At 55.5% G+C, this 18,855-nt stretch carries 15 protein-coding genes; 7 read left to right on the top strand and 8 right to left on the bottom strand.

What is annotated here, in order from left to right; all coding sequences use genetic code 11:
- Positions 1–1,038 (bottom strand): transposase (locus tag R0I78_RS02965; RefSeq protein WP_317074260.1); only part of this gene is annotated, 1,038 nt, incomplete at its 3' end.
- A gap of 337 nt (positions 1,039–1,375) precedes the next feature.
- Between R0I78_RS02965 and R0I78_RS02960 the strand changes: the two genes are divergently transcribed.
- On the top strand, positions 1,376–1,840 hold the full coding sequence (locus R0I78_RS02960) for an anti-sigma factor domain-containing protein (RefSeq protein ID WP_410506566.1): 465 nt from the start codon (positions 1,376–1,378) through the stop codon (positions 1,838–1,840).
- Positions 1,841–1,848: 8 nt separating this feature from the next.
- Here R0I78_RS02960 and R0I78_RS02955 read toward each other — a convergent pair whose 3' ends face one another.
- The 3 genes from R0I78_RS02955 to R0I78_RS02945 all read right to left on the bottom strand — a co-directional run bounded on the left by R0I78_RS02955 (position 1,849) and on the right by R0I78_RS02945 (position 5,634).
- Complete coding sequence (locus R0I78_RS02955; protein ID WP_317074258.1) at positions 1,849–4,320, bottom strand: EAL domain-containing protein; 2,472 nt, start codon at positions 4,318–4,320, stop codon at positions 1,849–1,851.
- Positions 4,321–4,441: 121 nt separating this feature from the next.
- Entirely contained in the window at positions 4,442–4,753 is a 312-nt protein-coding gene (locus R0I78_RS02950) for a hypothetical protein (protein ID WP_317074256.1), read from the bottom strand.
- Complete coding sequence (locus R0I78_RS02945) at positions 4,750–5,634, bottom strand: AarF/ABC1/UbiB kinase family protein (RefSeq protein WP_317074255.1); 885 nt, start codon at positions 5,632–5,634, stop codon at positions 4,750–4,752. The genes R0I78_RS02950 and R0I78_RS02945 overlap by 4 nt, the downstream gene beginning before the upstream one ends.
- 90 nt (positions 5,635–5,724) lie before the next feature.
- Here R0I78_RS02945 and R0I78_RS02940 point away from each other — a divergent pair, with 90 nt between their 5' ends.
- Positions 5,725–6,198: a hypothetical protein gene (locus R0I78_RS02940; protein ID WP_317074254.1), complete on the top strand. Its 474-nt coding sequence runs from the start codon at positions 5,725–5,727 to the stop codon at positions 6,196–6,198.
- Positions 6,199–6,608: 410 nt separating this feature from the next.
- Positions 6,609–6,869 carry a DUF1496 domain-containing protein gene (locus R0I78_RS02935; RefSeq protein WP_245541378.1) on the top strand — a complete coding sequence of 87 codons (261 nt, stop codon included), beginning with the start codon at positions 6,609–6,611 and terminating at the stop codon, positions 6,867–6,869.
- Between the two features lies 1 nt (position 6,870).
- On the opposite strand, the gene yfaE is transcribed toward R0I78_RS02935, so the two are convergent.
- The 4 genes from yfaE to ubiG form a co-directional block, all read right to left on the bottom strand.
- A complete protein-coding gene (gene yfaE, locus R0I78_RS02930) occupies positions 6,871–7,143 on the bottom strand; it encodes a class I ribonucleotide reductase maintenance protein YfaE (RefSeq protein ID WP_019933928.1) in 273 nt (90 codons plus the stop codon).
- Complete coding sequence (gene nrdB / locus R0I78_RS02925; protein ID WP_317074253.1) at positions 7,140–8,273, bottom strand: class Ia ribonucleoside-diphosphate reductase subunit beta; 1,134 nt, start codon at positions 8,271–8,273, stop codon at positions 7,140–7,142. The genes yfaE and nrdB overlap by 4 nt, the downstream gene beginning before the upstream one ends.
- Before the next feature lie 87 nt (positions 8,274–8,360).
- On the bottom strand, positions 8,361–10,634 hold the full coding sequence (gene nrdA / locus R0I78_RS02920; protein ID WP_317074251.1) for a class 1a ribonucleoside-diphosphate reductase subunit alpha: 2,274 nt from the start codon (positions 10,632–10,634) through the stop codon (positions 8,361–8,363).
- A 438-nt stretch (positions 10,635–11,072) separates the two neighbouring features.
- Positions 11,073–11,771, bottom strand: a complete 699-nt coding sequence (ubiG, locus tag R0I78_RS02915) for a bifunctional 2-polyprenyl-6-hydroxyphenol methylase/3-demethylubiquinol 3-O-methyltransferase UbiG (protein WP_019933925.1) — start codon at positions 11,769–11,771, stop codon at positions 11,073–11,075.
- Positions 11,772–11,948: 177 nt separating this feature from the next.
- Here ubiG and gyrA point away from each other — a divergent pair, with 177 nt between their 5' ends.
- The 4 genes from gyrA to aroA all read left to right on the top strand — a co-directional run bounded on the left by gyrA (position 11,949) and on the right by aroA (position 18,646).
- The gene (gene gyrA / locus R0I78_RS02910; RefSeq protein WP_019933924.1) at positions 11,949–14,555 is read left to right on the top strand and encodes a DNA topoisomerase (ATP-hydrolyzing) subunit A; all 2,607 of its coding nucleotides are present in this window, start codon (positions 11,949–11,951) and stop codon (positions 14,553–14,555) included.
- Positions 14,556–14,688: 133 nt separating this feature from the next.
- Positions 14,689–15,774, top strand: a complete 1,086-nt coding sequence (serC, locus tag R0I78_RS02905) for a 3-phosphoserine/phosphohydroxythreonine transaminase (protein WP_317074250.1) — start codon at positions 14,689–14,691, stop codon at positions 15,772–15,774.
- A gap of 408 nt (positions 15,775–16,182) precedes the next feature.
- Positions 16,183–17,283 (top strand): histidinol-phosphate transaminase, encoded by a 1,101-nt coding sequence (gene hisC, locus R0I78_RS02900; protein ID WP_317074248.1) that lies wholly within the window; start codon positions 16,183–16,185, stop codon positions 17,281–17,283.
- An 82-nt stretch (positions 17,284–17,365) separates the two neighbouring features.
- The gene (aroA, locus tag R0I78_RS02895; RefSeq protein ID WP_317074247.1) at positions 17,366–18,646 is read left to right on the top strand and encodes a 3-phosphoshikimate 1-carboxyvinyltransferase; all 1,281 of its coding nucleotides are present in this window, start codon (positions 17,366–17,368) and stop codon (positions 18,644–18,646) included.
- The last annotated feature ends 209 nt before the right edge of the window (positions 18,647–18,855 follow it).

Here is an 18,855-nt window from a genome sequence, read left to right as displayed (position 1 = left end):
GTCATGGTATGCACCACATTCGGGGCAGTCCCATTTTCTGACCGACAACGGCAGCGACGATAACGTGTGCCCGCAACCCGAACAACGCTTGGAGCTGGGGAACCACTGGTCAATGGCGACCAGTGAGCGACCGGCCCATTCCGCCTTGTACGCCAACTGGCGCACGAACTCGCCCCAGCCGGCGTCGGCAATGGTTTTGCTCAGGGAAGGGTTACGGATCATGTTTTTCACTTTCAGGGATTCGACGCAGACTACTTGGTTCTCGTTAATCAGTCTGCGGGACAGCTTGTGCAAGTTGTCCTGTCGGCAATCGGAAATCTTGGCGTGAAGTTTCGCCACCTTCTGTCGGGCCTTGGCGCGATTGGCCGAGCCGAGCTTTTTCTTGCTCAGCCGGCGCTGTGCCTTGGCCAGCCTGGCGGCGTATTTCGCGGTATGGCGGGGATTGCCGACCCGTTCACCCTGGTCGGTGATAAACAGATCTGTCAGGCCCAGGTCAATGCCGGCCATGTTGGGTGTCACCGGCAGTTTACTGGGCTCGAACTCACACAGGCAGCTTACAAAATAGCGGCCTGCCGAGTCCTTGGAAACGGTGACGGTACTGGGCTCGCCGGGCAGTTCACGGCTCCAGCGAATATTCAGCGGAGTTTTGCTCTTGGCCAGGTACAACTTACCACCTCGGTATTTGAAGGCCGAGCGGGTGAACTCCGCCGACTGGCGGTGCCGCTTGTGCTTAAATACCGGATATTTGGCACGGCCTTCAAAGAAATTTTTGAAGGCGGTTTGCTGGTGGCGCAGGCATTGCTGTAAGGGCACACACGACACCTTAGACAGAAACGCCAGCTCAGGATCTTTTTTGAGTTCGGTCAGCCGGGTATTAGCGCCAACGTAGCCGATTTTTTCCTGACGCAGTTCAAAGGCATCAGTACGCCAGCGCAGTATCGCGTTATAAACAAAACGCACACAGCCGAAGGTCTGCGCCAGCAGCTCAGTCTGTTCGGGGGTCGGGTAAAACCGATATTTATAAGCGCGTTTCGTCATGCGCTTAGTTTAGTAAACCACTGTATAAATAGCCAGTTTAAAAGGAGAGGCGGGAACAGGGGCGGCTGACGCCGCCGCGCTATCCCTCCCCGCCCTAAAAGGACGGGGTTTCCCGCGCAAAATTGATGATGCTGCAATGTATGCCCTGGCCGGTGAGTATGTGCTGGGCACCTTGTCTGCAGAAGAGCGGCAGCAACTGGAGCAGCGGCTGCAGACGGATGAACGCCTGCAGCATGTGGTGGCGTAATGGGAAGAGCGGCTGCATCCCCTGGCAGCACTTGCTGAGCCGGTGGCTCCCTCATCTCTGCTCTGGCCCAGGATCAGGCGCAGTATTGATATGCTGGAATCATTACGCCCGGCTGTACCAAAGCGTCGCTGGTGGCAGCATATTTTGCTCTGGCAGGGCGTGAGTATGGCGGCCTGTGCTTTGGTGGCGGTGCTGTTACTGTTTCAGCCTGCGCTACAGCCGGCTTACATGGTGGTACTGATTGCCCCCGAGCAGCAGACACCGGGCTGGCTGGTGCGAGCCAGCAACAGGCGGGAGGTTCAGCTGCTTCCGCTGGCAGTCACCAGCATACTGGCAAACAGGGTGCTGCAATTCTGGACCAAGGGAGCAGACTGGCCGGCACCGGTATCTCTGGGACTGGTGGAGCCGGGGCAGTCGCTGCACACCACACTGGATGAGCTGCCGCCGCTGGCACCGAATCAGTTGTTTGAGTTGACCCTTGAGCAGCCGGGTGGCTCGCCCACGGGGCTGCCTACCGGGCCGGTTCAATTTATTGGCCGTGCTGTTGCCCTGTAACCATCATCTCAGTTCCGGCAGGTTTGTTTGCTGAGCCAGCGCTCGGCAAACTCATCAGCAGTCACGGGCCGGCCGGTGAGATATCCTTGAATTAAATCCACGGGGTAACGCGTCAGTGCCTTCATCTGTGCTTCAGTTTCCACCCCTTCCGCCACCACTTTATAGTCCAGCTCCCGGGCAAGGCCTGTGACCGCTGCCAGAATGGCATTACTGCTGCGGGATTCCTGGCGCTGAATAAAGCTGCGATCAATTTTTAACGTATCCACAGGCAGATCCTGTAAATAACTTAATGAGGAGTAGCCGGTGCCAAAGTCGTCGATGGCAATGCTGAATCCCAGCTCGCGCAGGCCATAAAGCAGAGGAATGGCCTGTTGCTGCTTGTCGAGCAGCACGCTTTCGGTCAGCTCTATGCCAATAAGCCCGGCCGGCAGCCGGTGCTCCGCCAGCAGCAGCCGGAACTGCACCAGCAGGTTATGCTGCCAGAACTGCTGTGCCGACAGGTTGACCGATACCGGCACCGGTATTAATCCTTGATCCAGCCAGCGTCGTTGCTGGCTGGCAACATTGTTCAGCAGCGTCATGCCAAGTGGTACCATCAGGCCGGCACGCTCTGCCAGAGGAACAAATTCTGCCGGAGAAACCGGACCAAAGTCGGGATGATGCCAGCGGGCCAGTGCCTCGGCTCCGGCCAGACTGCGATCGTCACGGCGCACCTGTGGCTGATAATGCACACTCAAGCCTTCGCCGGTTTCCACGGCGTAGCGCAGTGCCGTTTCCATGGCCAGCAGCTTGTGCTGCTGGTGATTCATATGTTTACTGAACAGACGATAATCGTTACGGCCTTCCTGTTTGGCCTGATACATAGCCGCATCGGCCTGATGTAACAGCTGCTCGGCAGAGCCGGCGTCATCAGGATACAGGCTGACTCCCAGACTACAGCCGATACGAAATTCATGGGGGCCTATTTTAAAAGGCTCGGCAATGGTATCGATCAGGCGCTGAGCGACACGGCTGGCTTCTTCCGGCTCATTCAGCTCGGGCAGCAGCACAATGAATTCGTCCCCGCCCAGCCGCGCCAGAGTATCGTCTTCCCGCAGGCGGATGCGAATGCGCCGGGAAACATCGAGCAGCAGCTCGTCACCGGCAGCATGGCCCAATGTATCGTTAACCTGCTTGAAGTGATCAAGATCAAGAAAGATAAGCGCCAGGTGCTGCTTGTTACGGTTTGCATGGCGAATAGCCAGCTCCAGCCTGTCTTCCAGCAAACGCCGGTTGGGCAGACCAGTAAGCGGATCGTAATAGGCCAGACGCCGGATCTTGTCTTCGTTTTCCCTGATATGAGTAATATCGGTAAACAGGGCGGCAAAATGTGTGGTATGACCGTCATCATCGTGAATGGCGGTAATGGTCAGCAGCTCAAGATAGAGCTGGCCGCTCTTGCGCCGGTTCCAGATTTCACCGCGCCAGTACCCGCGCTCATTAATGGTTTTCCACATGTCACGATAAAAAGCAGCATCGTGCCGGCCGGAAGACAGCATGGCCGGGGTACGGCCTATTACTTCTTCGGCGCTGTAGCCAGTGGTGTGAGTAAAGGAGGGGTTGACAAACACGATGCGGTTTTCAGCGTCGGTAATCACTATGCTTTCCAGCGACGCTTCTATCACTCGTTCCGCCAGCTGCAAATTCAGCCGCGAGGTATTAAGCGCCTGATCCCGCTCCTGCAACAATTGCTGCATTTCTTTGAGGTAGCGGTATTCAACCCCATTTATGATTTCCCGAAAACCCAGCAGCCCCACTACTTTATTGTTTTCCAATACTGCCAGATGCCGTACCTGATTATCTATCATCAGGTCCCGTGCGTGCAGCAGCGTATCACCCGGAGCAACAGAAAACAGCGGTTTACTGGCCAGCTCTCCCACCGGTGTATTACCGGCATGGCGAGCAATGACCCTCACCATATCACGCTCGGTAATAATACCCAGTTGCACCGCCGAGCAGGTGATGACGGCGGCGTCCTGCTGGTGTCTGAGTAACTCACCGGCAGCAGCTGCCAAAGACATGATGCCCGGCAATACCAGCGGGGTGGTATTCATGGCATCGTTTACCCGGCGTAAACCAAGATAAGGCTCAAGACCCTGTTTCAGGGCTATATCGGTTTGTGACACCATGCCGGCCGGCAGGCCATTGTCGTCAGTAATTAATAAGTGCCGGCACTGATGATTTCTGAACCACTGCTCAACTTCTTTTACCGGCGTGGTCTGGGGCAGGCTGCGCACTGGCTGACTCATGACTTTGCGAATGGGCACATCCAGACTGGCAGAGGTGCTTAAATCCAGCTTGAGGCTGTCCCGTTCGGTCCAGATGCCCACGGCAACATTGTGCTCCAGTACCAGAATGGAGCTGCAGCGACGGGATGCCATTCGCTCTGCTGCCTCACGCAGGGGAGTGTCCGGGCTGCAGGTAAGCAGGCCGGTATGCATCAGCCTTTCTATCAGTACTGGGTTTGGAGAGATATCCGTCACTTATGTTCAGACCAGGTAAAGCATTTAATTTCTCACTCTATCTGTGGATATAGTACTTGGCAATTATCTTGTTATGCATTTATAGCCAGGATTGTAATTGTTGCCTTACATTCACTTTGGCTCCCAGTCTGGCCGCCAGTAAATAGAGGCCGCCAATCTTGCGATGCAAGAACAATGCATCGGCAGGGGGGCTGTGCCAGTAGTTTTGCTGCATGCTGATGGCTGTGCCTGCATCACGCAGTCGCTGGGCCAGGGTGCTGTTGCCAAAATCAAAAGGCGCGTTCTGCTGCAAGAGTTCGCAGGCCAGCTGCACCATGTGAATGATCGCCTGTTTCTGTTCGGGAATAATCTGCTGACTGAAAAAACCGATATCGGTAAGCGCGGCTGTCATGGCCTGCTCATTATGGTCAAGGGCAGCACAGAACAGACGGCGGTAGCCGTCACCAAATGACGGGGCATATTCACGGGTTGCACCGAAATCGAGCAGTACCAGGCGTTCATCCTGATATTGAAAATTGGCAAAGTTGGTTTACCATCCACAAAGCTCATGGCCAGCAGCCGCTCAGTGCTGATATCAGTACGAGCCCTGGGCAGAATGAAACGTTCATCACCCGCCAGCAGCTGATTAAAGCGCTCAAGCTGACGAGCTTCAAGAACATAGTCGGCTTCAGCATGCAGCTGCTGTCTGGCTTCATCAAGCAGTTGCTGATAATTTACTCCCTTGGGCACCAGACCACTGATGCGCAGCAAGGTTGCGACATTACTCACATCACTGTCAATGCTGCCGGCAATGCCCGGATACTGAATTTTTACCGCCAGATGTTCGCCGTCATCAGCCCAGGCCTGATGCACCTGACCAATGGATGCAGCAGCCATGGGGCGAAATTCAAAGTGACTGAAATGGCGTTGCCAGTCCTCTCCCAGCTCATGCTTAAGTACCTGTGCCAGCTGTGATGCAGGCATGGGAGTGCCCTCAGCCCGCAGCCGGGCCAGAATATCGGCCAGCTCCGGTGGCAGCAGATCGCCGGCATCCATCGACAGCAGCTGTCCCACTTTCATGGCAGCTCCCCTCAGCCGGGCCAGCTGATCACCTACCCGGCGGGCATTGGCCGGCGTAAGCAGCAGATCCCGGGCACTGGGGTGCTGACCCCGGGACCATTGCCTCGCCCCTTCACCCAACATGCCACCGGCTACCCGGGTTGCCAGAGATGCCAGGTGGCCGATTCGGGCCAGGCGGTGTCCGGGCACTTTATGCCCTTTGTCATTACTCATGGATGCACCCTCTTTCTATAATGGCCACACAGACCGCTAAAAAGACATTTATATTCAGATCAGCCCCTTTATTTTCGAGGAGACAGACTTATGCATGCATTCTGCTGCGGCACAGTTTTTGTACTGTTGCTGACCGGTTGCGCCAGCTCTCAGGAGCGCGCGTTAAGCCGGTTGGATGAGGTGGCCGGCAGAGTGCTCAGCTTACCCTGTGCACAGCCGGTATTGACTTACCGGCAGCTGGAAAATCCGCATGTTCCCGGACTGATTGACGAGATTGAAACAGTGTCTTGCCCGGGGCTTGAAGCTCAGGTTTATTTATCCAGTAAAGCGTCGCGTCCTGATGGCATGCCCATTTATTTGCTGGTAAGCAAACCGCATCCCGCGTTACCTGAATTTTTGCAGCCCGGCTCCGATGGTCACGGCATGACACAGCATTTAGGCAAGCCGGCCAGTCGTGATCACCGGCGCTGGCAATATGGTTCAGTGGAAACAACCGAGACAGTGACCATGGAATGGCAGCAAGGGCTGATCAAGACGCTGCGTTGGGAGTGGTATTTTGACTGAAAGGTAAAAAGGGCACTGTAAGTGCCCTTTACTGATATTATTCTGCGTTATTGCGCTTATCGCGTTTTTCCTGACGTTTCTCTTTCAGGGTTTTCTGGGCCTTCTTTTTTACTTTTTCCTTGCTCATGATTTGGCTCCGTTAATTCCCGCCTGCAAAAAGGTGCCGTTTTCCCTTTTGCCGGCGCAAACATGTCGTGATGACGAGAGTTACAACATGGTCACGGCGAAAAAATTACTTCAAGGCAATGTCTCCTTTATCAGCTGCCACCGGCAGTACCAACAAAACAAACCAACCCAAAGTGAAAAAATATAATATTCAGTACCCTAGCCAAGGCAAACCGGAAAAGCAAGCGTTGGCCCGGAAAGCAATGTTAGAATAAAAGCCGTGATACAGTAACGGGGAAAACATCATGAAATGGATGATACTGAGTGCGCTGCTGCCGGTAATGGCGCTGGCCAATACTATTTCAACCACCAGCGTACCGGTGGAGCTGAATCTGGCCACGGGCACCGAGCCGGTGTGTTATTTTGAAGACAAGCGCTATTCAAAGGGCGCTGTGATTGAAATGGGCGGGCACTGGTTTGTGTGTGAACGGGAAAAGTCCTTTGAACAGAACGGCCGGCTGAGCTGGCATCCATTTGCGCCGCAAGAGCGTTCGCAGCAGAACTGAGTCAGGCCTGTTTTTTAACACAGGCCAAGGCAACATCCAGCTGAATTTCGCCTTCAGGCCGGCAGCAGCAGGGCAGTATTTCACCACTGGCCACAAAAGCCAGCGGTGTTTGCTGATAGCGCACCCGGCCTGTGATCAGAGAAGTACGGCAGGAGCCGCAATAACCACCCCGACACTGATATTCAATGGCGTGACCGGTGCGCTCAAGGCCGTCAAGCAGGGTTTCCCCTGCTTGCAGTTCAAAACAGATGTCTTGAGTGTGTACCTTGCTCACAGCTCAAAATCACCCAGATCGTCATGGCTGACGTGTGAGTCAATCTGACCCACCAGATAGGAGCTGACTTCTACCTCCTGAGGAGCCACCTGTACGTTATCAGACGACAACCAGGCATTAATCCAGGGAATAGGGTTTTGCTTGGCACCCTCAAAGGCCGGCTCCAGTCCTACCGCCTGCATGCGCAGGTTGGTGATGTATTCCACATACTGGCACAGAATGTCTTTGTTCAGGCCTATCATGGAGCCATCTTTAAACAAATAGGCGGCCCATTCCTTTTCCTGAATGGCGGCAGCCTTGAACAGATCAAAACACTCCTGCTCGCAGTCTTTGGCTACCTGCGCCATGTCAGGATCGTCATCGCCGCTGCGCAGAATATTGAGCATATGCTGAGTGCCGGTCAGGTGCAGCGCTTCGTCCCGTGCAATCAGCTTGATGATTTTGGCGTTGCCTTCCATCAGCTCACGCTCGGCAAAGGCAAACGAACAGGCAAAGCTGACGTAAAAGCGAATGGCTTCCAGGGCATTGACGCACATCAGACACAGATAGAGCTTTTTCTTCAGCTCATACAAGTTAACCTGTACTTTCTGGCCTTTAATCTCGTGCTCGCCTTCACCATAAAGATGGTAAAAGTTGGTGTACTCAATCAGCTCGTCGTAATAGCGGGCAATGTCCTTGGCGCGCTTTTGAATGTGCTCGTTGGCCACGATATCGTCGAACACGGTGGCCGGGTTGTTAACGATATTACGAATAATATGGGTGTAAGAGCGGGAGTGAATGGTTTCGGAGAAAGCCCAGGTTTCAATCCAGGTCTCAAGCTCAGGAATAGATACCAGTGGCAACATGGCCACGTTAGGGCTGCGGCCCTGAATGGAGTCAAGCAGTGTCTGATATTTCAGGTTGCTGATAAAAATATGTTTCTCATGATCCGGCAGTGCCTGGTAGTCGATTCTGTCCTGAGATACATCCACTTCTTCCGGACGCCAGAAAAAAGACAGCTGTTTTTCGATCAGCTTTTCAAAAATTTCATATTTTTGTTGATCATAACGGGCCACGTTCACCGGGTTACCGAAGAACATGGGCTCTTTCATATGATCATTCTGAATTTGACTGAAAGTGGTGTAAGACATTTTTCTCGTTCCGCAATCCAAGGCGCACAGGCTGCGCACAAGAGGCGGGAATGATTCCCGCCTTGATAAGTTGACAGTGATGACGCCTTAAATCTTGCAGGCACCACCGGCACAATCATCTTCCTGCATATCGTTCTGGGCGTCAGCGGCACCATCACGGGTGTTATGGTAATACAGGGTCTTGAGGCCAAATTTATAAGCCGTGAGCAGATCTTTAAGCAGTTGCTTCATGGGCACACGGCCGCCCTCAAAGCGCGACGGATCATAGTTGGTATTGGCAGAAATGGCCTGATCCACAAACTTTTGCATCACGCCCACCAGTTGCAGGTAGCCGTCGTTGGCGGGCATCTGCCACAGCAGCTCATACTGACCCTTGAGGCGCTCATATTCCGGCACCACCTGCTTGAGAATACCGTCTTTGGACGCCTTGACCGACACCAGACCACGGGGCGGCTCTATGCCGTTGGTGGCATTGGAGATCTGGCTGGAGGTCTCGGACGGCATCAGGGCTGTCAGGGTACTGTTGCGCAGGCCTGTGGTTTTGATCTCTTCCCGCAGCGCCTCCCAGTCCAGATGCAGCGGCTCCTGGCAGATGACATCGAGATCCTTCTTATAGGTATCGATGGGTAAAATGCCCTGAGCATAGGTGGTTTCATTAAAGGCCGGGCAGGGGCCAAACTCTTTGGCCAGCTGTACCGACGCTTTCAGCAGATAGTACTGAATGGCTTCAAAGGTTTTGTGAGTAAGGCCGATGGCACTGCCGTCTGAGTATTTTACGCCGTTTTTTGCCAGGTAATAGGCATAGTTGATCACGCCAATGCCCAGAGTACGGCGGTTCATGGAGCCTTTCTGTGCTGCCAGCAGAGGGTAGTCCTGATAATCGAGCAGGGCGTCAAGGGCACGCACGGCCAGATCGGCCAGGCCTTCCAGATCGTCCAGCTTGTCGATGGCACCCAGGTTAAAGGCTGACAGGGTACAGAGGGCAATTTCACCCTCTTCGTCGTTGATGTCGGTGAGCGGCTTGGTGGGCAGGGCGATTTCCAGGCACAGGTTGCTCTGGCGCACCGGGGCGACCTTGGCGTCGAAGGGGCTGTGGGTGTTGCAGTGATCCACGTTCTGCACGTAGATGCGACCGGTGCCGGCCCGCTCCTGCATCATCAGCGAGAACAGCTCCACCGCCTTGACGGTGCGCTTGCGAATGCTGTCGTCGGCTTCATATTTAACATAGAGCTGTTCAAATTTTGCCTGATCTTCAAAGAAGGCATCATACAGGCCGGGCACGTCAGACGGGCTGAACAGGGTGATATCACCGCCCTTGATCAGGCGCTGATACATCAGGCGGTTAATCTGCACGCCATAGTCCATGTGCCGTACGCGGTTTTCTTCCACGCCGCGGTTGTTTTTCAGTACCAGCAGCGATTCCACTTCCAGGTGCCACATGGGGTAGAACAAAGTCGCGGCACCACCGCGCACACCGCCCTGAGAGCAGCATTTAACCGCAGTCTGAAAGTGCTTGTAGAAGGGAATGCAGCCGGTATGAAAAGCCTCACCACCACGAATGGGGCTGCCCAGGGCGCGAATACGACCGGCGTTGATGCCGATGCCGGCACGCTGGGACACATAACGCACTATGGCACCGGAAGTGGCGTTGATGGAGTCGAGGCTGTCACCGCACTCGATCAGCACGCAGGAGCTGAACTGGCGGGTAGGGGTGCGCACCCCGGACATAATGGGCGTGGGCAGAGAAATCTTGAAGGTGGACACGGCATCATAGAAGCGGGTCACATAGTCCAGCCGGGTCTCTTTCGGGTATTTGGAGAACAGGCAGGCGGCCACCAGCATGTACAGGAACTGGGGGCTTTCATAGATATCGCCGGTTACCCGGTTCTGTACCAGGTATTTGCCTTCCAGCTGCTTGATGGCGGCATAGGAGAAGTTCATGTCCCGATCGTGATGCAGGCGATCGTTCAGGGTTTCCAGCTCGGCCCGGCTGTAGTCTGCCAGAATATGCTGGTCGTATTTGCCCATTTCGGTCAGGCGCACCACATGATCGTAAAAGTGGGGCGGCTCAAAACGGCCATAAGCCTTCTTGCGCAGATGAAACATGGCCAGGCGGGCGGCCAGATACTGGTAATCGGGAGTCTGCTCGGAGATCAGATCGGCTGCCGCTTTGATGATGGTTTCATGAATGTCTTCGGTGCGAATACCATCGTAAAACTGAATATGAGAGCGCAGCTCCACCTGAGAAACAGAAACATTATCGAGGCCTTCGGCAGCCCAGGTGATCACTCTATGGATCTTGTCCAGATCAATAGGCTCCTTGTTGCCGTCGCGTTTGGTAACCAGCAAATGTTTGTTCATAAGGTGAACCTTCTCCCGGTGATGTTGTGGCGCAATTTTTCGTGCCGGCAGGCCACACTATATAGTGTGGTTACCTGACCAGAAAAACACAACATATAGTTGTCGTCGTTGGAATGGGCACAATATAGTGGGTTGAGGCGGTATTCTCAACCCATGCAAAAGACCACTGCCTTGTGGATAATCTGTGGGCACAAGTCTTATGTGTGTGTTCACTAACTTCTGTGCCGTTGGCATTCTGGCGTTAGCAAAACAGTGGTCTTTTTATGGCCTGCAAAAAAACTTTTTTTAAATATTTGGCTTGCAAAAACAGCCCGTGTTGGGATCCGCAGGATCTTTCAGCAGCAGGCTACGAAGGCCGATTTTAACTCAGGAGTCAATGCCTGACAGCGCCCGATGCGACCGAACAAAAAGCAAGGCATTGAGAGCGGCAGCGTCTCGTTACACCGGTTTGATGGCGTGAACCATATAGTTTACGCCGGCGTCGGGGCTGAGTTTGAAATCGCCCTGCAGCGGCCGGTACACCACCCCCTGAATGTCCTTGACTACCAGGCCGGCGGCCTCAATAAAGCGGCACAGCTCGGCGGGGCGAATAAACTTGCGGTGATCATGGGTGCCCTTGGGTACCATTTTGAACAGGTTTTCTGCCGCCGCTATCATCAGCAGCCAGGCCTTGGGGTTGCGGTTGATGGTGGAAAACACCAGGTTGGCACCGGGTTTGGCCAGTTGCGCGCAGGCGGCCACCACTGAAGCGGGTTCGGGCACGTGTTCCAGCATTTCCATACAGGTAACCACATCAAACTGGCCGGGTTGCTCGCCCGCCATCTGCTCGGCGGTGGCCTGGCGATAGTTAACGCTGACGCCGCTTTCCAGCGCGTGCAGCCGGGCCACCGCCAGCGGCTCCTGCCCCATATCAACACCGGTCACTTCGGCCCCTTCCTGCGCCATGCTTTCGCTGAGAATGCCGCCACCACAGCCAATGTCGATCACCTGTTTGCCAAACAGGCCATCTGCCTTGTCTGCAATCCAGCCCAGGCGCAGGGGATTGATTTGATGCAGGGGCTTGAAGTCGCCGTCCAGATCCCACCAGCGGGACGCCATGGCCTCAAATTTTTCGATTTCCTGTTGATCTACATTCATGAGCTAGCTGCCTTACATGCCGAAGGTATTAAGGCCGCCATTATAACCAAGCAGCGGGCAGCCGCCAGCCGTGAAAAAGCCGGCGTCACGATGACGTGCTCCCGTCGTGCCGGAACTGTGCTAGAATGGCACGCTTTTTAAAGTCATATAATCAATAACCTGGGGACAAGGCTTGCTATGACCGATTTGGCCCGAGAAATCATGCCGATCAACATTGAGGAAGAGCTGAAACGCTCCTACCTCGATTACGCCATGAGCGTGATCGTGGGGCGTGCGCTTCCTGATGTTAGAGACGGCCTGAAGCCGGTGCATCGCCGCGTGCTGTTCGCTATGAACGAGCTCGGCAACGACTGGAACAAACCCTATAAAAAGTCGGCCCGTGTAGTGGGTGACGTAATAGGTAAATATCACCCCCACGGCGACAGCGCGGTTTATGACACCATAGTGCGCATGGCTCAGGATTTTTCCATGCGTTATACCCTGGTCGACGGCCAGGGTAACTTCGGCTCGGTAGACGGCGACTCTGCTGCCGCCATGCGTTATACCGAAGTACGCATGGATAAAATTGCTCATGAGCTGCTGGCGGATCTCGATAAAGAGACCGTTGACTGGGTAGCCAACTACGACGGTACCGAAATGATTCCGGCGGTGATGCCCACCAAGGTGCCTAACCTGCTGGTGAACGGCTCTTCCGGTATTGCTGTGGGCATGGCCACCAATATTCCGCCCCATAACCTCAATGAAGTGGTGGATGGCTGCCTGGCACTGATTGACGATGAGCACATCAGCATTGATCAGCTGATTGAGCTGATCCCCGGTCCTGACTTTCCTACCGGCGGCATCATTAACGGCAAATCGGGCATTCTCGATGCCTACCGCACCGGCCGTGGCAAGATCTACGTGCGCGCCCTGGCTGATATAGAAGTAGACGAAAAAACCAATCGTGAGACCATTATCGTCTCCGAGCTGCCTTACCAGGTAAACAAGGCGCGCCTGATTGAAAAAATCGCCGAGCTGGTCAAGGAAAAGCGCATTGAGGGCATCTCCGCCCTGCGTGATGAGTCCGATAAAGACGGCATGCGTATTGTAATTGAAGTACGCCGGGGCGAAGTGGGCGAGGTGATCCTCAACAACCTGTACGCCCAGACCCAGATGCAGACTGTGTTCGGCATCAACATGGTGGCGCTGGACAACAACCAGCCGCGCACCTTCAATCTGAAAGACATGCTGGAATGCTTTATTCAGCACCGGCGCGAAGTGGTTACCCGCCGCACCGTGTTTGAATTGCGCAAGGCGCGGGACCGGGCCCATATCCTGGAAGGTCTGGCCATTGCGCTGGCTAATATTGATCCTGTGATTGAGCTGATCCGTCGCTCACCGACTCCGGCGGAAGCCAAAGCCGGCCTGCTGGCTCAGGGCTGGGAGCTGGGTAATGTGGCCAGCATGCTGGAACGTGCCGGTGACGACGCCGCCCGCCCTGAATGGCTGGAGCCGGAATTCGGTATTCGCGATGGCCAGTACTACCTGACCGAGCAGCAGGCTCAGGCCATTCTGGAGCTGCGTCTGCACCGTCTGACCGGTCTTGAGCATGAGAAGATCCTGGAAGAATACCAGGCGCTGCTGGAGCAGATTGCCGAGCTGCTGCACATTCTCAACAGCCCGTCCCGCCTGATGGAAGTGATCCGCGAAGAGCTGGAAGCGATCAAGGAGCAGTTTGGCGATCAGCGCCGCACCGAGATCACCACTTCCAGCGCCGAGATCAACCTGGAAGACCTGATCACCCAGGAAGATGTGGTGGTGACCCTGTCGCATCAGGGCTACGTCAAGTATCAGCCGCTGACCGACTACGAGGCCCAGCGTCGCGGTGGCCGTGGCAAGTCGGCCACCCGCATGAAGGAAGAAGACTTCGTCGAGCGGCTGCTGGTGGCCAACACCCACGACACCATTCTGTGCTTCTCTACTGCTGGCAAGGTGTACTGGCTCAAGGTCTATCAGCTGCCGGAAGCCAGCCGCACCGCCCGCGGACGGCCCATCGTCAATCTGCTGCCGCTGGGTGAGCATGAGCGTATTACCGCCATTTTGCCGGTGAAGGAATATGCCGATGACAAGGCGGTATTCTTTGCCACCCGCCACGGCACTGTGAAGAAAACCGAGCTGACTGCCTTCAGCCGGCCGCTGGCCTCGGGCATTCGCGCCATCAATCTGACCGAAGGGGACGAGCTGATTGGCGTGGACATTACCGATGGTGACAACGAAATCATGCTGTTCTCTGATGCGGGCAAGGTGGTGCGCTTCCATGAAGATCAGGTGCGCTCCATGGGCCGCACCGCCACCGGGGTGCGCGGTATTCGTCTGGGCGAGCAGGACAGTGTGGTATCACTGATAGTGCCCCGCGGCGAGGGTGCCATTCTGACCGCCACCGCCAACGGCTACGGCAAGCGCACTTCCCTTGAGGAATATCCGACCAAGAGCCGGGCTACACTGGGTGTGGTGTCCATCAAGGTGAGCGACCGCAACGGTGCCGTGGTGGGGGCCATTCAGGTGGATGACAGTAATGAAATTATGCTGATCACCAATGGTGGCATTCTGGTGCGCACCCGGGTGTCGGAAGTCAGCCTGGTAGGACGTAACACCGCCGGCGTGCGTTTGATCCGTACCGGAGAAGACGAGCAGGTAGTAGGTCTGCAGCGCATTGAAGAGCCGGAAGACGACGAGCCCATAGAAGGGGAAGAAGGTCAGGAATCCGGTGACGCCAGTGATGCTGAGCCGGCCAGTGAAGAGTAATCAGAATGAGGCCTGCGGGCCTCTTTTTTGTGCGCAGAGTCATATTTGGTTTTGACTTGGCGCTGTGGTGGCGTGTAAAACGAATAGGCGTCAAGATTCAGACGCTCAACATTAGCAGGTTAATTCAGGGAAAATGGGAAAGATGGTTTACAACTTCAGCGCAGGTCCGGCCATGCTGCCGGTTGAGGTGATGCAAAAGGCACAGGCCGAGTTTCGCGACTTTAACGGCCTGGGTGTGTCGGTGATGGAGCTAAGCCACCGGGGTGCCGACTATATTGCAGTAGCGGAGCAGGCCGAACGGGATCTGCGTGAGCTGATGCGCATCCCCGACAATTACAAGGTACTGTTTCTGCAGGGCGGTGGCCGCGGCCAGTTTGCCGCTGTAGCGCTGAACCTGATGGGAAAAAACGCCAAAGCCGACTATATCGTGACCGGTCAGTGGTCCCGCTCGGCAGTGGCCGAGGCAGAAAAAGTGGGAACCGTACGGGTGCTGGACGGCTTTGAGGCCGGTGAAGGCCCGCGCAAACTGGCCAAAAGCTGGGATCTGGATCCCACCGCTGCCTATGTGCACTACTGCCCGAACGAAACCGTGGAAGGCATAGAGTATGACTTTATTCCCGACACCGGTGACGTGCCCCTGGTAGCGGACATGTCGTCCACCATTCTTTCCCGTCCGGTGGACGTGAGCAAGTTCGGCATCATCTATGCCGGCGCTCAGAAGAACATAGGCCCGTCCGGCCTGGCGGTGGTGATCGTACGTGATGACTTGCTCAGCCAGGCATGCCCGAATGTGCCGGCCATTATGGACTACGCCGCCATGGCCAAGGCCGATTCCATGCTTAACACGCCGCCTACCTATGCCTGGTACCTGGCTGGTCTGGTATTCCAGTGGCTGAAGGAAAAAGGTGGTGTGGAAGCCATTGGCAAGCAGAATCAGGCCAAGGCCGAACTGCTGTACGGCTATGTGGATGCCAGCGACTTTTATGAGAACCGGGTTCACCCCAGTGCCCGTTCCTGGATGAACATTCCGTTCCAGCTGAAGGATGAGTCACTGAACGAGGCCTTCCTGAAGGAATCAAAGGAAGCCGGCCTGCTGGCGCTCAAGGGTCACCGCATTGTGGGCGGCATGCGTGCCAGCGTATACAACGCCATGCCCATTGAGGGCGTACAGGCGCTGGTCGACTTTATGGACGACTTCGCCAAGCGGCACGCGAAATAAGCGTTAAGTCTTAAGCTGTCTTTAAGTCACGAATTGCTGTGAACTCGTAATGCGAAGCAGCAGCGCGGTTGCGCTCCGCCGACACGCTTCAAGCCCCTCCATGGGGCGCTTGAAAATGCCATCCATGGCATTTTATGGTCGGCTCCGGCAATCCCCACTGTTGCTTCGTGAAGCTTCGGTGCTGGCTGTTTAAAATCGGCAGACAACACCGTGCTGAACCCAGGAGGGCAAAGGGTGTCTGCTTCGCCGCGGCCTCTGCGCCATGGATGGCGCAGTGGAGCCTACAGGGAGGTATTCACGGCGTGCCGGAAAAGCAGTGCGCTTTGTCCGACGGAAGTGCACGGTTCAGCAAGCGGCAAAAAATTCTGACCAAGAAACAGGTCATCAGAGCACATACAAGGAGCCAACGTGAGTATTGATTTTCTGGCCCTGGCCAACCCTGGGGTGCCGGGTCTGCATCCTTATCAGCCGGGCAAGCCGGTAGAAGAGCTGGAGCGGGAGCTTGGCATCAGTCATAGCGTTAAGCTGGCCTCGAACGAAAACCCGCTGGGTCCGGGCCCCAAGGCCATTGCTGCCATTCAGAAAGCGCTGCCGGAGCTGGCCCGTTACCCCGATGCCAACGGCTTTGCCCTGAAAACGGCGCTGGCCCACAAGCTGAAGGTAAACACCGATCAACTTATTTTGGGCAACGGCTCGAACGAGCTGATTGATCTGCTGTTCCACACCTTTGTGGGGCGAGAGCAGGAAGTGATTTATTCCCAGTACACCTTTATTGTGTATGCCATGGCCACTCAGGCTCATGGTGCCAAAGCGGTGGAAGTGCCGGCGGTGAACTGCGGTCACGATCTCGACGCCATGGCAGCGGCCATTACCCCGGCCACCCGGCTGGTGTGCATTACCAATCCCAACAACCCCACAGGCACCTTTCTTTCCAAGGATGAGGTGAAAGCCTTTATGGACCGCGTGCCGGAAACGGTACTGGTGGTACTGGATGAGGCCTATACCGAATATGTGGCCGAGGAAGAGCGGCTGCCGTCCATTGACTGGCTGAGTGCATATCCGAACCTGATTGTGTCCCGTACCTTCTCCAAGGCCTATGGTCTGGCGGGGCTGCGGGTCGGTTACATGGTGTGTCATCCCGAGCTGGTGTCGGTACTGAACCGGGTGCGTGAGCCCTTTAACTGCAACAGTCTGGCGCTGGCGGCGGCGGAAGCAGCCCTGGCTGATGAGGCTTATCTGGCCGAAGCAGTTGCTCTTAATAATCAGGGCATGGCCATGTATGAAGCTTTCTTTAACGAACGTGGTCTTAAGTATATTCCCTCAAAAGGCAACTTTATTACCCTGGATCTGGAACGCAATGCCGGCCCCGTGTATGAAGCCCTGCTGCGGGAAGGCGTGATAGTGCGACCCATTGCCGGCTACGGCTTGCCCACCTGTCTGCGTATCAGCATTGGTCTTGAAGCCGAAAACCGGCGCTGTATAGCAGCGCTCAGCAAGGTACTGGGCTGACAGGCACGCTGCTTGCCCTGATGACGCTGTCCTGATAACGTCAGGACAGCGTCTAATGTTTTATCCCATCTTCAGGAAGATTATGGAACGCCTTAAACTATTCCCCATTGCCCGGGTGGAGGGCACGGTTAACCTGCCCGGCTCCAAGTCGGTATCCAACCGGGCCCTGTTGCTGGCCGCGCTGGCGCAAGGTACTACCCGCCTGACCAACCTGCTCGACAGTGACGACATTCGTCACATGCTGGATGCCCTTAAACAACTGGGTGTGCAGTATGAGCTGTCGGACGACAAGACCGAATGTGTGGTACACGGTCTGGGCCGGGCCTTCAGTGCCAATGAGCCCTTGTCGCTGTTTCTGGGCAATGCCGGCACCGCCATGCGACCACTCTGTGCCGCCTTGTGCCTTGGTTCAGGTGAATTTACCCTCACCGGGGAGCCGCGCATGTGGGAGCGTCCCATTGGTCATCTGGTGGATGCATTGCGGGAAGCCGGTGCTGATATCAGCTACCTCAAAACCGATGGTTATCCGCCGGTATTCATTAACGGCAAGGGCCTGTGGGGGGGGGATGTGCACATTGACGGCTCCGTCTCCAGCCAGTTTCTGACTGCCTTCTTAATGGCGGCTCCCATGGCCTCCGGTGATACCCGCATTCATATTAAAGGTGAGCTGGTTTCCAAGCCCTATATCGATATTACCCTTCACATCATGAAACAATTCGGGGTGGTGATAGAGCACGATAACTACCAGACCTTTTACATCACCGGTAACCAGACCTATGTGTCGCCGGGAGACTTTCTGGTGGAAGGGGATGCGTCTTCTGCGTCTTACTTCCTGGCCGCCGGTGCCATCAAGGGCAAAGTGCGGGTAACCGGTATCGGCCGCGACAGCATTCAGGGTGATATTCGCTTTGCCGATGTGCTGGAAGCCATGGGCGCGAAAATCACCTGGGGTGATGACTTTATCGAGGCCGAGCATGCCGGTGCGCTGCAGGCGGTAGACATGGACATGAACCATATTCCCGATGCGGCCATGACCATTGCCACCGCCGCGCTGTTTGCCGAAGGGACCACCCGTATTCGTAATATTTACAACTGGCGGGTAAAGGAAACCGATAGGCTGTATGCCATGGCCACCGAGCTGAAAAAGCTGGGGGTAGAGGTGGAAGAAGGTGAAGATTACCTGGTGGTCAATCCGGCAGAACGTCTGCAGGAAGCGGAGATCGCCACTTATAATGATCACCGCATTGCCATGTGTTTCTCGCTGGTGGCGCTGAGTGACACGCCGGTGATCATTCTTGACCCGGGCTGTACTTCAAAGACCTTCCCGGACTATTTCGACAAGCTCGACAGTATCAGCCACTAATCAAAGCGCCCTGCAAAAGCGGGGCGCTTTTGAGCTGTAAGCCATAAGCTGTCAGCGGTAAGTTATTCTGCTGGACTGGCCCGAGAAAAGTAGACACCTTCATTTAATGAGAAGGTGTTATGAAATACAAACCCCGCCGTCGCTTTAGCGACACATTCAAACGTGAGGCCGTCGAGGCCTCGCTGTCTACCACCGAGACACAAGCTCAG

Source organism: Oceanimonas sp. CAM02 (assembly GCF_032842915.1).
GTDB classification, from domain to species: Bacteria; Pseudomonadota; Gammaproteobacteria; order Enterobacterales; family Aeromonadaceae; genus Oceanimonas; species Oceanimonas smirnovii.
Note: the sequence above shows the minus strand (reverse complement) of the source record. Positions and strands in the feature narration are given on the sequence as shown.

What these genes read in the sequence shown, in the direction of transcription:
- ubiG (WP_019933925.1), bottom strand. Translation starts at nt 11,771, where the DNA reads ATGAATGTAGATCAACAGGAAATCGAAAAATTTGAGGCCATGGCGTCC.
- R0I78_RS02960 (WP_410506566.1), top strand. Translation starts at nt 1,376, where the DNA reads ATGCTGGAATCATTACGCCCGGCTGTACCAAAGCGTCGCTGGTGGCAG.
- R0I78_RS02940 (WP_317074254.1), top strand. Translation starts at nt 5,725, where the DNA reads ATGCATGCATTCTGCTGCGGCACAGTTTTTGTACTGTTGCTGACCGGT.
- R0I78_RS02945 (WP_317074255.1), bottom strand. Translation starts at nt 5,634, where the DNA reads ATGAGTAATGACAAAGGGCATAAAGTGCCCGGACACCGCCTGGCCCGA.
- gyrA (WP_019933924.1), top strand. Translation starts at nt 11,949, where the DNA reads ATGACCGATTTGGCCCGAGAAATCATGCCGATCAACATTGAGGAAGAG.
- nrdA (WP_317074251.1), bottom strand. Translation starts at nt 10,634, where the DNA reads ATGAACAAACATTTGCTGGTTACCAAACGCGACGGCAACAAGGAGCCT.
- nrdB (WP_317074253.1), bottom strand. Translation starts at nt 8,273, where the DNA reads ATGTCTTACACCACTTTCAGTCAAATTCAGAATGATCATATGAAAGAG.
- R0I78_RS02950 (WP_317074256.1), bottom strand. Translation starts at nt 4,753, where the DNA reads ATGACAGCCGCGCTTACCGATATCGGTTTTTTCAGTCAGCAGATTATT.
- R0I78_RS02935 (WP_245541378.1), top strand. Translation starts at nt 6,609, where the DNA reads ATGAAATGGATGATACTGAGTGCGCTGCTGCCGGTAATGGCGCTGGCC.
- aroA (WP_317074247.1), top strand. Translation starts at nt 17,366, where the DNA reads ATGGAACGCCTTAAACTATTCCCCATTGCCCGGGTGGAGGGCACGGTT.
- serC (WP_317074250.1), top strand. Translation starts at nt 14,689, where the DNA reads ATGGGAAAGATGGTTTACAACTTCAGCGCAGGTCCGGCCATGCTGCCG.
- R0I78_RS02955 (WP_317074258.1), bottom strand. Translation starts at nt 4,320, where the DNA reads ATGCATACCGGCCTGCTTACCTGCAGCCCGGACACTCCCCTGCGTGAG.